The sequence below is a fragment of the Oscillospiraceae bacterium genome (assembly GCA_035380125.1).
Classification (GTDB): Bacteria; Bacillota; Clostridia; order Oscillospirales; family JAKOTC01; genus DAOPZJ01.
The window spans coordinates 7,459-22,074 of sequence record DAOSWV010000012.1 but is presented as its reverse complement, the minus strand read 5'-3'; the positions used below and the strand labels follow the sequence as shown (position 1 = coordinate 22,074).

Here is a 14,616-nt window from a genome sequence, read left to right as displayed (position 1 = left end):
AAAACGCATTTTGGGGACGAAATGCGGATTGGGGGGATGAAATGCGAAAATCAGTGAACAGTTGACAGTTAAATGTGTACAGTGACATACCCGGAAAATTCATGATAACGAAACTCTTCGCTATGCTCGGGATGACAACCGCACTGGAATTTCACTTTAAACTTTATCTTTACACTTTACACTTGCGCAGGCAAAAGCACTTCCGTCGAAAAAGCCTCGTCTTCGCTGGCGCGGGTGATATAACCCCCGTACTTTTTCACGATCGTATCGACGCGCGAGAGCCCGAAACCGTGCCCAGCGCCCTTTGAGGTCAGAAACCGGTCGGCAAGTTTTGCCTTTTTCTTTCCGGCGGCGGTATTGGAGACCGACAGATAGAGATAACTCCCCTTCATCGTGATATAAATACGGATCAGCCGCTTCTCTTCCGGCAGCTGCGAACAGGCCTCGATGGCGTTGTCGAGTAGATTCCCCAAAATCACACTCAGATCCAGTTCGTTGACCGACAGATTGACCGGCACGGCGGCATCGGCTTTGACCGTGATTTTTTGATTCTTCGCCAGCGAGAGTTTGCTGTTCAAAATCGCGTCGGTCATGCGGTTGCCGGTCTTCAGCACGGTCTCGACGTTGGTCAGATCGTCGTCGAGCATATCGAGATACTGATTGACATCATCATATTCGTTTCGGCTCATGTGGGCCTTCAACGTTTGAATGTGGTGGCGGTAGTCGTGCCGCCAGCCGCGCATGGTGCGGTACATATTCTCGACCTCGGCGTAATATTGCTTCACCAGCCCGTTTTGGTAGGCGGCAATGCGTTTGTCAATCCACTTTTGAAACAGCATAAAGTTCCTCACTTCGTTTTCAATCGCTTGACGACTTCATAGACGGCTTTGCGGTTTTCAGGGCACACCGTGTTCTCGTTGAAAAACAACACGCCTTTAAGCCGTTTGTCCTTTTCGCGATATTCTTCAATCCAATCCCCGAATCGCCCGATCAGTTCCGGCGTCTTGGGCCAAATCGAATAGTTATTCAACGCCTTGCTGCGCACGCAGGTCTGCAAGATCATATCGTTGGGCGCCAATTTGTCAAGTAATGCGTCAAACTGATTCTTTGTCGTCTCAAAATGCGCGATATGCGGCATCACCATATCGATGAAAGCGCTTTTTAAACGCGTGGGATCATGACCCCAGCCCTCCGCGCAGGAGGAATGCAGAAAGACCTGCGTACCCGGTTTGATCGCTTTGAGCTTCTCGTTTAACTCTTTCATCTTTGCCGTAATCACATCGATTTTCCACCGGTCGAAAAGAATATCCCCGTCTGAAAAATCATGAATATCCGCTCCGATATCGGCTTTGAAGCGTTCGGCACAGTCCTTACAATAACACGAACCCGGCGCGAAACTGAGGCGCTCATAACCTATGGACGTTACATTCGCATGATTATAAAAACGCAGTAAATCCATCATTTCGCGCTGTTCCAAATCCCATACTTCGCCGCAGGTCGGGCAGAACAGCCACGGGCAGGGTTCACCGGTTTTCAATTGCTGTTCGGCGGCATTCGGAAACGACATGCGAACTTTCTCGGGGTTATAAATCGCCAGATTTGAAAACAGCTGTATGGCGATATTTAGCTGTTCGGCTTCGGCAATCACTTTCGAGACGAACTCGGTCTTTTTATCGGCGTTGCGGCAATTTTTGTCCCGCAGGCATTCGAGCTTTTCGTCCTGCACCGGCCAGCAAAAACCGTCGTGACCCGGATCGAAACGAGCGTAGCCGACCATCATCAGGCTCAGGCAGTTCATGCCGTGTTCCGCCATCTCGTCCAGCAGCCGCAGCATATGCGGTAAATCGTTTCCCTCGGGCGTCGGGGTCTCATAGGAAATGCCGACCTGCCAACCCAAAATCATATCCGTTGCCCCTTTCACAGCCGGCTCATCAGCGCGCGGTTGAGTTCGTCGTACAGGTTTCGCGCCAGCGGAATTTCGACGAGCGGCGCGCCGGGTTTCTCCGTTAAAAACACAGCGGTTTTCGTAACTTTTCGCACATACCGTAATCCCGCGATAAACGAGCGCCCGCATTTGAAAAAGGTCTCGTCGAGTTCCTTTTCGATCCCCGCGAGCGTGGACTTTACACGGAATACACCCTCAGCGGAATGGATTTCGACATAGTTCAGCGCGGCTTCGAGATAGACGATGTCGGCAAGCGGAACCCGCACGGTCTGGCCGCCGCTGTTTGCAACCAGCGCTTTCTGCCGGTAACGCAGATTCTCCACCGCACGGTTCAAAACGGGAAAGAGCTTTTCGGGCGTCGCCGGTTTGAGCAGATAGTGTAGCGCCGAAACCTCATAGCCGTCGCCGATGTATTCGTAATACCCCGTGACAAATACGATCTGGACAGTGCGGTTTTCTTTTCGAATTTCTTTTGCCAGCGTCACGCCGTCCATCTTGCCCATCTCGACGTCGAGCAGCAAAATATCAAAACCCCTGTCCTCGGAATAGGCGAACAAAAACGCCTCCGCGCTCTCGAAAGCGCAAAGCTGTATCACCTCTCCGACGCCTTTTGCCCAATCGCTCACCGACGCCGAGAGATATTCGATCTGTTTCTTGTCGTCGTCCACAATCGCAATTTTCATCGTTTTCGCTCCGAAAGGTTCATATTGTCGAATTATACCATATTTGCGGGCAAAAGGAAACCATGCCGCTCTCTTGCTTTTCCGATACCCATGTGTTAAAATTTTCACAGATATTTCAATGGAGGGCTCATCTATGCAGACGGTCTCGCTCAACGGAAAATGGACGCTTCTCTGGAACAAAGAAAAGGATTTCGACCTCTCCGCGCCGAAAAACTCCTGCCCGGCGGCGGTGCCCGGCAATGCCGAACTCGATCTCGCGGCGGCGGGATTTCTGCCGACAGACCTCTATTTCGGCATGAACATCACCGCGCTCAAAGAACTCGAGGACTGCACTTTTTGTTATACGAAAAACTTTGATCATCCCGGGTTCAAAGGGTCGGCGATTCTGCACTTCTCCGGTGTGGACTGTTTGGCGGAATATTATCTGAACGGTGAAAAATTCGGCGAGAGCGACAACTCGTTTATCGAATATGAATTTGATATCACCGGTTTGCTGAAACCGCACAACACGCTTGCAGTCGTGCTGCACAGCCCGATTTTAGCTGCTTATCAAGAGACCCCCGATGCATTTATGACCCGCAACACCGTCCCGCTCAACCACGATTCGGTGTTTGTGCGCAAGCCGCCGCACGAGTTCGGCTGGGATATCATGCCGCGCGCGGTGACGTTTGGCTTGTATAAAGACGTCTATCTGTACGAAAAACCCGCATTCTCGGTCACCGAAGTCGCTTTCGACGTCTTAAAGCTGACCGCCGACGCCGCCGAACTCGATTTCTCGGTGATGACCGACCTCGGCTTTGAACAGATCAAATCCGGTTCACGCGTTGAAATCACCGGCACCTGCGGTGAGAGCAAATTTACCGTGACCGAAAAGTTGTATTATAAAGATGCGCTTGTCCGCGTGAAAATACCTTCGCCGAAAGTGTGGTGGCCGCGTGATTACGGCGACCAAAACCTCTACGGCGTAACCGTAACCATTTTCGTCGGCAATGAAATTGTTGCCTCCGAAACGCTCAAGATCGGCATCCGGACCGTGGAACTTGTCCGCACCGAAGTCACCGACGGGCAAAACGGCAAGTTCGAGTTTCTCATTAACGGACGGCGCATTATCTGCAAGGGTACCAACTGGGTGCCGCTTGACGCATTCCACAGCCAAGATAAAGATCGTTATGAAAAAGCGCTTGACCTGCTTTACGACATCGGGTGCAACATGGTGCGCTGTTGGGGCGGAAACCTCTATCCCGAGGACTGTTTCTTCGATTTCTGCGACGAACACGGGATTCTGATCTGGCAGGATTTCGCAATGGCCTGCCACGCCTACCCGCAGGGCGAAAAATTCTGCAAAACCCTCTCCGAAGAGGCCGCTTTTATCATCAAAAAGTTCCGCAACCACCCGTCGCTGGTGCTTTGGGCGGGCGACAACGAGGTCGATGCGATTTTATATCAAAACCACACCCTACCCTCGCTGAACATCCTGACCCGAAAGGTGCTGCCCGAGGCCGTCAAGCTGAACGATTACAACCGTCCCTACCTGCCCAGTTCGCCCTATATCTGCGATGAACTGGCTGAAGCGCAGCGCGATGACCTCTTGCCCGAATTCCACCTCTGGGGTCCGCGCGACTATTTCAAGAGCAGTTTCTACACCACCGCCAAAGCGCATTTTTTCAGCGAAACCGGCTATCACGGCTGTCCGGGCAAAAAATCGCTCGAAAAATTCATCTCGCCCGAAAAGTTGTGGCCGTATACAAACAACAGCGAGTGGAATTTACATTCGTCCGATCAGCGCGACAACGACTACCGCGTGCTGCTGATGGAAAAGCAGATCCGGCAGCTCTTCGGCGAAGTGCCGGATAACCTCGACGACTACACCTTTGCCTCGCAGGTTTCGCAGGCCGAGGCCAAGAAGTTTTTTATTGAGAACGTCCGCACCCAAAAACCGGTCAAAACCGGCATTCTGTGGTGGAACCTGCTCGATGGATGGCCCCAGATGTCCGACGCCGTGGTCGACTGGTATTTTGAAAAAAAGCTGGCTTACGATTACATCAAGCGTTCACAGGCACCGTTTTGCGTCATGATCGGCGCGATGGAAAACTGGCATCTGCCGGTCATTGCGGTCAACGATACCCTCAAACCGCTCTCCGGCGAAGTGAGGGTCTGCGGCGAAAACGGCAAACCGCTGTTTGAACGAGAATTTGCGCTTCCCGCCGACGGATATTCGGTGCTTGAACGCATTCCGGCGATGTACAGCGACAAAGCATTGTTTTTGATCGAATGGCGTACCGAAAACGGACGCGGCTCCAATCACTTTGTCACAGGAGCGCCGCCGCTGTCATTGAATCAATACAAGGATTGGTATGAAAAGATCACCGCTTTTTCAAGTTTGAAATAAATCGATCTCTCTTCGAAAGGATGATTATTGATGCGTATCGGTGAATTTACCGATTCCTTTTTGCCGATTGCGGACGGCGTCGGCAGAGTCGTGCTGGGTTATGCCCAGACTCTGGGCAGCAAAGGACATGACTGCTATGTGATTACACCCATGGGCGACACCGGCTGCCGTGGGAAATATCCGTTTGAAATCGTCGATTTTTCAGGAATGCCACTGCCCCAAATGCCGCAGTATCGCGCAGGCATGCCGCTGCTCGACCAGCATTACCATAACCGCATGGATATGATTGAGTTCGATATCGTCCATGTCCACAGTCCCTTCACCGCCGGGCAGGAGGGTCTGCGCATAGCCAAAAAACAGAGCGTTCCGCTGGTCGGCACCTTCCACTCCAAATACTATGACGACTTTCTGCAGGTCACCAAGCAAGAGGTTATCGCCGACGTCGGCGTTAAATACGTCGTGGCTTTTTACGAAAAGTGCGACGAGGTCTGGGCGGTCAGTGAAGCCAGTGCCGAAACGCTCAAAAGTTACGGCTATTCCCGCGACGTGATTGTCATGCCCAACGGCACCGATGTGCGCAAACCCGTTCTAAGTGAGAAAGAAAAGGCGCTGCAGCAGTATTCCCCCCACGGCGATCCGATTTTACTGTTCGTCGGTCAACTCAACTGGAAAAAGAACATTCTGCACATTCTCGAGGCGGCTGCTTCGCTCAAAAAGAGCGGCCTAAAATTCCGACTTGTATTGGCCGGACAGGGTCCGCACCGCAGCGAAATCGAGAAAAAGTGCAAAGAACTTGAAATTGACGATCTCACGATACTGCCGGGTCATATCCTGGATACAGCCAAGCTGGACGGCTTATATCAAGCGGCATCGCTGTTTGTGTTCCCGTCGATTTACGACAATGCGCCGATGGTCATTCGGGAGGCGGCCGCGATGGGCACGGCTTCGCTCGTGACCCGGGGATCCAGCAGCGCCGAAAACATCGTCGAAAACGAAAACGGACTGCTCTCCGTTGACAACTCAATGGCGTTGGCACGAACCATTGAGGATGCACTGAAAAATCCGAAAAAGCTGGCGGAACTCGGCAAAAACGCCCAAAAGACCATCCCGGTCTCCTGGGATGAATTGCTCGACACCGTTTTGGAGCGTTATCAGCGATTGATCGGATTGTATTTATAACAATGCATAACACCGCAAACGGCAACGGCCAAACGGAATTTCCCGCACGGAAACAAATTCGATTGCAGGGATATGATTATGCCTCATGCGGCGCTTATTTTTGCACAATTTGCATATCAGACCGCACTATTGTTTTATGGGATAATGTAGGGGCGGATAGTATCCGCCCGAATGAACAGCCGCTGTTATCTAAATACGGAACCATCGTTGATACAGCAATCAATAATATTTCTCAATACTACCCCCATATTATAATAGACAAATATTGCATCATGCCTAATCATGTTCATTTGATGATTTTTATATTGCCGGATGAAAACGGGCGGATGATATCCGCCCCTACATTATCAACTATAATCGGACAAATGAAACGTTGGGTGACCAAACAAATCGGGTTTTCAATTTGGCAAAAATCGTTCAATGATCGAATTATCCGCAATGAACAAGGATACCGGGAAGCATGGAAATACATCGACGAAAATCCGTTAAAATGGGTCCTCGATCAATATTATTGTGAATGAATTTGCGTCAGTCAGTTGATTTGAAAGCGAATTGAATATTCGGTATTGATCTCCGGCGTGATTCGCACACGATACAGACAATCGCGCACCCAGTCCTTTTTTAACGCCTCGTCGGTCAATTCCTGCCGGTCGAGTTCGACTTTTACCGGGCTGTCGGCTGTCAGTTTGTGTCCGTTTAATTTAAAGCCGTTTTCAATCAATTCGGGTTTGTCGCGCAGCACAAAGTTCCAGCAGACCTCGGTCGGCTTTTCACAAGTGATATGGTCTTTCACAATCAGAATATCCCCGATAAGCGACCATTCGCGGGTACAGGTTTTAACGCCCGTACCCTGTTCATACGCGGTTTTATAACTGACGGATGCGGTCATTTGCTCTTCGTCAAACGTGAATTTGTCGGCTTTATATTCCGCGCCGTTGTGCTGCATATGCCCGCCGATCTCGGGGAGGTTATGCCAGCTGGACTGCATCGTCCAGATTTTATAGCGGTTTTCGTTGAACGTGTCGCGGGTATAGGTGCCGACGCCGGGATCGATCAAAAACGGCTCCTCGTCGAAATAGACAATGAAGCTGCCTACGTCATTGTGATTGTGGCTCTCGTTGTTATGCCCACCCTTGAATGCGGTATAGAGTTTTGCGCTGCGCATCACGCCGACCTGCATGCCGTCGTAGTTGGCGGTTTTCGGCGGGATGTAATCAACGCGCGGTTCGACGTGCTGAACGAAGTTTTTAACAATCCGGTGCGGGAAAAAGTTTAAATTTCCCTCGGTGATCACGGTCTCGTTGTCGAGATACCCAGCGGCGAAATTTTTCAGCCGATCGCTGCCGACGCGTTTCCCGTAACGATAGACAATCCCGAGATCGAACGAATGCAGCTGGTAATGTGCATCGGCAAACGTCACATACTTCCTGCCGCCGATGTTCATATTCATGATATACTCGCCGACTTTACGGGTGAACTCATGTCCGAAAATATCGATATCGCCGCCGGTCATATCATAGAGCTGTTCGAGCGCATCAAACCAAGCCGCACCCGCCGCGTTCCAATAGCCCGCGCCTTCGTCGCAGCCGCCGTCGTCGTTATAAGTCGCGGTGAAAATATCGAGAAACTCCAACGAGCGTTTGACCACGGCCTCGCGCACCGCAAGGTCTTTGACCATCAGCGCCGTCACCGACAGCACATTCGAAACGATCCAAGGAACCCAGTTATTCACAAAATCAGTGATCCAGCGCATCGTATAAGTCAGGTACGGCTTGATGATGCGCCGATTGACTTCATACGCGATCCGCTCCCGAATGATATCCGGTATCTCCGCATCGATGCGGTCTCCGACCAAAAGCATCACCCACGCCAGTGTTGCGGCGGTGGCCGCGCTGAACAGATCGACAGCCACAATATCGTCGCCGAACGCATCCGGGATCGGTTTTCCCAGAGATGTCTGATCTTTTGCCACGTTATGTGCCGAGATAACCCAGCTGGTTTCTTCGCAGACGGCCCAGATCAAATCGATGATCTCGGTGATGTACTTGCCTTTTCCCTCACAAAATTCCCCGAGCGCAAGCGCGAACAGCCGCTGCCGACGCGGGAAATAGGCGTTTTGGAAATTGGAACGGTTGCCGTTTTGAGAAAATTCCCGATACAGCGAGAGCGGCAAAACCGGAATGCTCTGCCCTGCAATCTGCTGCGCCTGCTCGATCAGGATTTTTTGTTTCGCCGCGGGAATATCGGCAGGGCCTTTGTTTAAATCCAAAAACGGCTTATAGTCCTCAAAAGGCAGCACCCGATATTTGATATCCTTAAAAAATTCCATGGTTCAAGTTCTCCTGCTTTTTTGACCGGCACAAATACATCTATTCAATTTCAAACGAAACCGAATATTCGGCCTTCTTCTCCGGTGTGATTTTGACACGGTAAAGGTATTCACGCTCCCAGGAGTTGCTCAAAAGTCCGTCACCTAAAGCGGGCGCGGCTTCGATGCTGATTCCGGCGGGACAATTAACGGTGAGTTTATGGCCGTCCAAAGCAAATCCGTTTTCAATAATTTCCGGTTTATCCGGTACCATGAAAACCCAGCAAACCTCATTCGGTTCGGAACAGGCAATGTGATCGCGTATCGTGATTTTGTTCCCATGCAGACCGAATTCGCGGGTGCAGGTTTTGACATCCGTACCCGCTTCGTAGGCACCGGCATAGCTCACTTTTGCGGTCATGGTGTTGTCGTCGAAACTGAAAGAATCGGCTTTGTATTCCCTGCCCTGATGCTGGGAATGCCCGCCGATCTGCGGCACGTTATGCCACCCCGACTGCATAAACCAGTGGCCATAGCGCCGTTTCGGGTCAAACGTCGCAGCGGTGTAGGTGTCCACACCCGCGTCGATCATCCACGGTTTATTCTCGAAATAAACCACAAAGTTACCGATATCGTTGTGGTTATGGCTCTCGTCGTTATGGCCGCCTTTGATGGCGGTATACACCGTATCGCCGCGCATGACCGCAACCTGAAGACCGTCGAAATAATGCGTTTTCGGCGGGGTGTAATCGTTCTTTTGTGCAATATCGCCCGAAACCAGCGTTCTGATGTTTCGATACGTCAGCGACGTGGGAGATCCCAGCAAGAGCCGGTTATCGATATACTTTGCCGCAAAATCCTGCAGGGCCTGACTGTGTACGCGGCTGCCGAAATGATGGATAAAGGCATAATTCGCTTTGATTTTCACGGATGCGTCGGCAAAGTTGACAAAATATTTTCCGTCTACGCTGACATGCATGAGATATTCCCCGACTCTGCGGCAAAAGTCATTGTCAAAAAAGTCGATATCTCCACCTGTTAAGTCATATAAAAGCTCCAGTGAGTCAAACCATGACGCGCCTGCCATGCCCCAATATCCCGGACCCTCGTCGCAGCCGCCGTCGTCGTGATAGGTCTCGGTGAAAATGTCGAGAAAATCCATCGAGCGCCGAACCAATGCCTCGCGCGTCGGCTGATCTTTGACCATGAGCGCGGTGATCGTGAGCATATGCGAGACGATATACGGATCCCAATTGTTGACGAAATGGGTGATCCAGCGCATTTCATATTTCAAATAGGGTTTGATGATTCTGCGGTTGAGTTCGAACATCAGCCGGTCATGGATGATATCCGGGATTTCCTTTTCAATTCTGTCTCCCAACAGGTGCCAGACCCACGAAAGCGCCGAAGCGATCGCGACGCTGCCCAAATCGACAAAAACAATGTCGTCGCCGAACTGATCCAAAAGCGGCTTGGTTCGGAACGAAAAATCTTTTGAGACATTGTGCGCCGGCATGACCCATGTGGTCTCTTCACAGGTCGCCCAAATCAAATCGATAATTTCGTTTAAAAATCGGCCTTTTTTCTCGATATACTCCGCCATCGCCAGATTGGCAAGCCGGTTGCGGCGCTGCGCACTGAGGTCTTGATATCTCGTCCGATTGCCGTTGTTGTAATAATCGCAGTATATTGAAGCGGGCAAAACGGGGATCACATCCGAAGTCAATTCCTCCGCCCGTTTGATGTACGTTTGATGCATCCATTCGGGAATATCCCCCGGGTTCTTTTGGATATCCGAAAAAATCTTTACCTCTTGAAAGGGCAATACACGGTATTTTACATCGTCGAAAAATCTCATGACCATGACCTCCTTGCACAGATTCCCTGGTGTTCGATCCGGTTTTATAAAATAACGGGATTGAACCTCCGTATCTCATCTGAATAGAATCACGTCGGGCTTGATATATTTCGCCAGCGCTTCCAGATAATAATAGTCGCCGAAAATCGTACCCTCGGGCGTCGGAACTCTCTTCCAATGGCAGATGCCGTCGCTGAGCAGCGCGGTGGATTCTTCGCCCTGCGCGGTGGTGTAATTGTCAATCAGCGAACAGATCAGCGCTTTCGCGGCGGCTTGATACAATTCATAGTTTTCGAACTCGGGTTTTGCCCGCATCAGACCACACGCCGCGATTGCGGAAGCGGAGGTGTCACGCGGATGCCCGCTGCCGTCAGTGAAAATCAAATCCCAATAGGCGATCAAATCGGACGGTGATCTGTTTAAAAACACATTGGTGACCGAATACCAATACGGGAGCTTGGAATAGTCGCCCATCCGCTCAAAATCCATCATCAGCCCGTAGACCGCCCAGCTCTGGCCGCGCGCCCAGCAGGAATCGTCGGCATAACCCTGCGCCGTCACGCCTTTTGCTCTTGCGCCCGTTTCGGGATCGAAGAAAAAGGTGTGGAATGTCGTTCCGTCGGGGCGGATGATCGTCTCCAAAGTGGTATCAAGGTGGATTTTTGCGATCTCGGTATAGCGCTGTTTGCCCGTCTGTTCGGTCGCCCAAAACAACAGCGGAAGATTCATCAGGCAGTCGATGATGAGCCGATAGTTATCGGGTGCGTTCATCTCACCCCATGCCTGAATAAACTGACCTTTTTCCTGAAAGCGGTCGGCGAGATTGTCTGCGGATTTGAGGGCATATTCCTTCGCCCGTTCGTCGCCCGTGATCTCGTACGCCATCACGCAGGACAGGCCGTATAAGAATCCCATATCGTGAAAATGGACATTGATCTGTTTGTCCATCCGGTCAATAAAACTCGCGACCGTCTCCTCGGCAGCCGTGCGGTATTTCTGCTGCCCCGTCAACTGATACGCCAGCCAAAGCATGCCGCTCCAAAAACCCTCGGTCCAACCCTTGTTTTCGGTTTCCGGGTAGATATACAGGGGATCCGTGGTGGCGCTCGGAAAAACGCCGCCCTTATAAAGTTCCATCCCATGATCGATCCGCAAAAGTGCGGCATCCAAAGCCGCTTTCATTTTTTCCGGCGTCAGCTCTTTGGCCTTTTCAAACCACCGCTCGGGGTTTTTCAGTGTTTCGCAAACAGGTTGAGTCATGATTTTCTCCTTTAAAATGAATTTTTAATACTATGTTGCAATGACAAAATCAACTTTTTGATCATGGGACTCGACAGGAATCTGATCCACCAGCAGTTCTTTTCTGCACAGCACGACTGAAAATCCTTTATAATCGGTCAAAAATCGGTCGTAATACCCCTTACCGTATCCGATTCTGTATCCTTCCGCATCAGCACATAGGCATGGCAATACGGTGAGATCGATCATGGAAGTCGGAATGATATTCCCTTCTTTTTTCACGGTCGGTATCCCATATAAACCGTTTTCCAGTTCTTCAATATCGTTTATGGCCACAGCTTCCATGGCGTAATCCGGCAGACATCTCGGCACACACACCGTCTTATGAAGTCCAATCGCTGTTTTAATGATATCGCGCGTTGATACTTCATCTCCGACTGAAACATAACAAAAAACCGTTTTTGCCTCTTGAAACGCTTTGAGTGAAAGCAGTCGCTGCATTGCCGCAAGATCCGATTCGCCTCTTCGCTGTTCGGAAATCGCATGAGCTGTTCGCAGAGCCCATGCCCTCACTTCGTCCTTTTCATTCATAAAATGTTAAATGTCCGGTTATAAACGGCCATATCATGCTCCGTTTCTTTTAAAGATGCCGATAAAATCCGACTCCGCATAAAATTATACCGTTTCTCCCCGCAATGTCAAGCGCTCAACTACTGCATATCAAGATTAAAAGACCGCCTGCCGCAGAGAATCTCTGCGGCAGGCGGTTAACTTTAATTCAGAAATCGGTTCAATAAAATATGTTTTTATTCCTTGACCAGTTCCTTGACCGAAGTCGCAAGACCGGCCAGCGATTGAATCTCGGACGGAATGATAATCTTGGTGGACTGTCCCTCGCCGACTTTAGCCAGCGCTTCCAAGCTCTTAAGGGCGATGATCTGCTGCGTAGGCGCAGATTCGTTCAGCATTTTGATACCGTCGGCAAGTGCGGACTGCACCTTCAAAATGGCTGATGCTTCACCTTCGGCCTCGCGCATTCTCTTTTCCTTCTCGGCTTCAGCTGCAAGAATGATGGCTTGCTTTTCACCTTCAGCCGAAAGAATCGCGGACTGCTTTTGGCCCTCGGCCACAAGGATGGCAGAGTTCTTTTCGCCTTCGGCACGCAGAATTGCTTCACGGCGTTCACGCTCGGCCTTCATCTGACGCTCCATCGCGTTTTGAATTTCTTTCGGCGGCAGAATGTTCTTGAGTTCGACACGGGTGACTTTAATGCCCCACGGGTCGGTTGCAACGTCGAGGATCACGCGGATCTTGGTGTTGATGGTATCGCGTGAAGTCAACGTTTGATCGAGTTCCATCTCACCGATGATATTACGAAGTGTCGTGGCCGTCAGATTTTCGATTGCAAACATCGGATTTTCGACGCCGTAAGAGAACATCTTAGGATCGGTGACCTGGAAATAGACGACTGTGTCGATCTGCATCGTGACGTTATCTTTGGTGATAACGGGCTGCGGCGGGAAATCGACGATACGCTCTTTCAAAGAGACCTTTTTAGAGACGCGGTCAAAGAACGGAATCTTCGCGTGAAGACCGGTCTGCCAGGTGGTGTAATATGCGCCGAGTCGCTCGATGACGAAGGCATGTGCCTGCGGAACGACTTTAATGTTCGACACTAAAATAATCAAAACGAAAAGGGCGACAATACCGATTGCGATGCCGCCGCCGACGCCGATAGCTGCATAAATCATAAGTAATCCTCCTGTCTGTTATAACTGCTTGCCCGTCGTGATGAATTTCTCACGACTGCTTCTTGACAAACAGTTTCGTGCCCTGCATGTCTTTAACGATGACGACTTCCCCGGCGGAAATGCTTCCGCCGTCGATGTCGACCGCGTTCCAAACGAGACCGTTGGCATTAACGGTACCCATCGTATGCGGTTCAATCGGCGTCAAGACAACCGCTTCGGCGCCGATATTGCGGTCGGCGTTAGTCGGTTCTTTTTGCTCTCGCAGTTTGCGCGCCAAAGGCCGTGTTGCAACCAAAGTTACACCGGAAACCACGATGAACAAGACGATCTGAAGCCACAACGGTGCACTGAGCAACGTTGCGATACCGGCGATTAAAGCACCGGCGGCAAACCAGATGCTGATCAGTCCGGCGGATATACCCTCGACAAGCAAGGTTACCACGAAAACACCGGCCCACACCCAGATCATGGGATCCATAAAAACACCCCTTTCAAAGGCATCCAATTGATTTTTAAAAATCTTCAATTGGCCGGTTATATGTGCCGGGTAAACGACCCGGATTTCATTCCTGTCATTTTACCCGCATTTATTGTACCACAATCGTTCACAAAGTGCAATAAAAATCGGGCAAATATTCGACAAATATTGTAAATTCCTCTGTTTCCATTATTTGAGATTCAACGAATATGCCTTTTAAAGATATTGACACCAACCGAAGAATATGATAAAATCAAAAACCGCCGGTAACTACCGGCTCAAACGGCTTGCTAAAGCAAGCCATCGTGGTCATAACGTCCGGTGAAAAATTAATACGGAGAGGTATCGAAGTGGTCATAACGGGGCTGACTCGAAATCAAATGCGGTGTTTGGAAGCGCAGGGCTGAAAAACCTTGATACGGCGGGGTTTCTGCCGGGTAGTTGAAAACAAAATACGGTGAGTTCTCTCCATCAGTTCTCTCCAAAGCGCAAACCTTTGAGAATTGATGTTGAAGATAGATACGGAGAGGTATCGAAGCGGTCATAACGGGGCTGACTCGAAATCAAAACCGTTTTTCGTAAGCCTCTTCTCGGAAAGCCTTGATATTACTGGGTTTTTCGGGGTTTCACAATTTCATATTTTACTCGTTCTCCCCATCCGTTCTCTCCAATTTCCGAGGTGAGCTGATGTGAGAAATATACGGAGCGGTATCGAAGTGGTCATAACGGGACTGACTCGAAATCAAATGCGGTGTTTGGAAGCGCAGGGCTGAAAAACCTTGATAC

Annotated in this window: 12 protein-coding genes; 3 read left to right on the top strand and 9 right to left on the bottom strand. The window is 50.5% G+C overall.

Going from position 1 to position 14,616, the window contains the following annotated elements; genetic code table 11:
* Positions 1-176 precede the first annotated feature (176 nt).
* From PK629_06150 to PK629_06140, 3 genes are read right to left on the bottom strand one after another with little or no spacing between them, the layout of a single operon-like run.
* Complete coding sequence (locus tag PK629_06150) at positions 177-839, bottom strand: GHKL domain-containing protein (protein ID HOP11052.1); 663 nt, start codon at positions 837-839, stop codon at positions 177-179.
* Between the two features lie 8 nt (positions 840-847).
* Positions 848-1,903, bottom strand: coding sequence for a hypothetical protein (locus PK629_06145; GenBank protein ID HOP11051.1), 1,056 nt, complete (start codon positions 1,901-1,903; stop codon positions 848-850).
* 14 nt (positions 1,904-1,917) lie between these two features.
* Positions 1,918-2,628 (bottom strand): LytTR family DNA-binding domain-containing protein, encoded by a 711-nt coding sequence (locus PK629_06140; protein ID HOP11050.1) that lies wholly within the window; start codon positions 2,626-2,628, stop codon positions 1,918-1,920.
* 133 nt (positions 2,629-2,761) lie between these two features.
* Between PK629_06140 and PK629_06135 the strand changes: the two genes are divergently transcribed.
* From PK629_06135 to PK629_06125, 3 genes are read left to right on the top strand one after another with little or no spacing between them, the layout of a single operon-like run.
* Entirely contained in the window at positions 2,762-5,017 is a 2,256-nt protein-coding gene (locus PK629_06135; protein HOP11049.1) for a glycoside hydrolase family 2 TIM barrel-domain containing protein, read from the top strand.
* Between the two features lie 30 nt (positions 5,018-5,047).
* A complete protein-coding gene (locus PK629_06130) occupies positions 5,048-6,196 on the top strand; it encodes a glycosyltransferase (protein ID HOP11048.1) in 1,149 nt (382 codons plus the stop codon).
* A gap of 2 nt (positions 6,197-6,198) precedes the next feature.
* Positions 6,199-6,717, top strand: coding sequence for a hypothetical protein (locus PK629_06125; GenBank protein ID HOP11047.1), 519 nt, complete (start codon positions 6,199-6,201; stop codon positions 6,715-6,717).
* A gap of 11 nt (positions 6,718-6,728) precedes the next feature.
* Here PK629_06125 and PK629_06120 read toward each other — a convergent pair whose 3' ends face one another.
* The 6 genes from PK629_06120 to PK629_06095 all read right to left on the bottom strand — a co-directional run bounded on the left by PK629_06120 (position 6,729) and on the right by PK629_06095 (position 13,830).
* Positions 6,729-8,525, bottom strand: a complete 1,797-nt coding sequence (locus tag PK629_06120) for a heparinase II/III family protein (protein HOP11046.1) — start codon at positions 8,523-8,525, stop codon at positions 6,729-6,731.
* A 40-nt stretch (positions 8,526-8,565) separates the two neighbouring features.
* On the bottom strand, positions 8,566-10,362 hold the full coding sequence (locus tag PK629_06115) for a heparinase II/III family protein (protein HOP11045.1): 1,797 nt from the start codon (positions 10,360-10,362) through the stop codon (positions 8,566-8,568).
* Between the two features lie 75 nt (positions 10,363-10,437).
* On the bottom strand, positions 10,438-11,622 hold the full coding sequence (locus PK629_06110; protein ID HOP11044.1) for a glycoside hydrolase family 88 protein: 1,185 nt from the start codon (positions 11,620-11,622) through the stop codon (positions 10,438-10,440).
* Between the two features lie 30 nt (positions 11,623-11,652).
* Positions 11,653-12,174, bottom strand: a complete 522-nt coding sequence (locus PK629_06105) for a 5-formyltetrahydrofolate cyclo-ligase (GenBank protein HOP11043.1) — start codon at positions 12,172-12,174, stop codon at positions 11,653-11,655.
* 233 nt (positions 12,175-12,407) lie between these two features.
* Positions 12,408-13,352 (bottom strand): SPFH domain-containing protein, encoded by a 945-nt coding sequence (locus tag PK629_06100; GenBank protein HOP11042.1) that lies wholly within the window; start codon positions 13,350-13,352, stop codon positions 12,408-12,410.
* A 49-nt stretch (positions 13,353-13,401) separates the two neighbouring features.
* Positions 13,402-13,830, bottom strand: a complete 429-nt coding sequence (locus PK629_06095) for an NfeD family protein (protein HOP11041.1) — start codon at positions 13,828-13,830, stop codon at positions 13,402-13,404.
* Positions 13,831-14,616 lie beyond the last annotated feature (786 nt).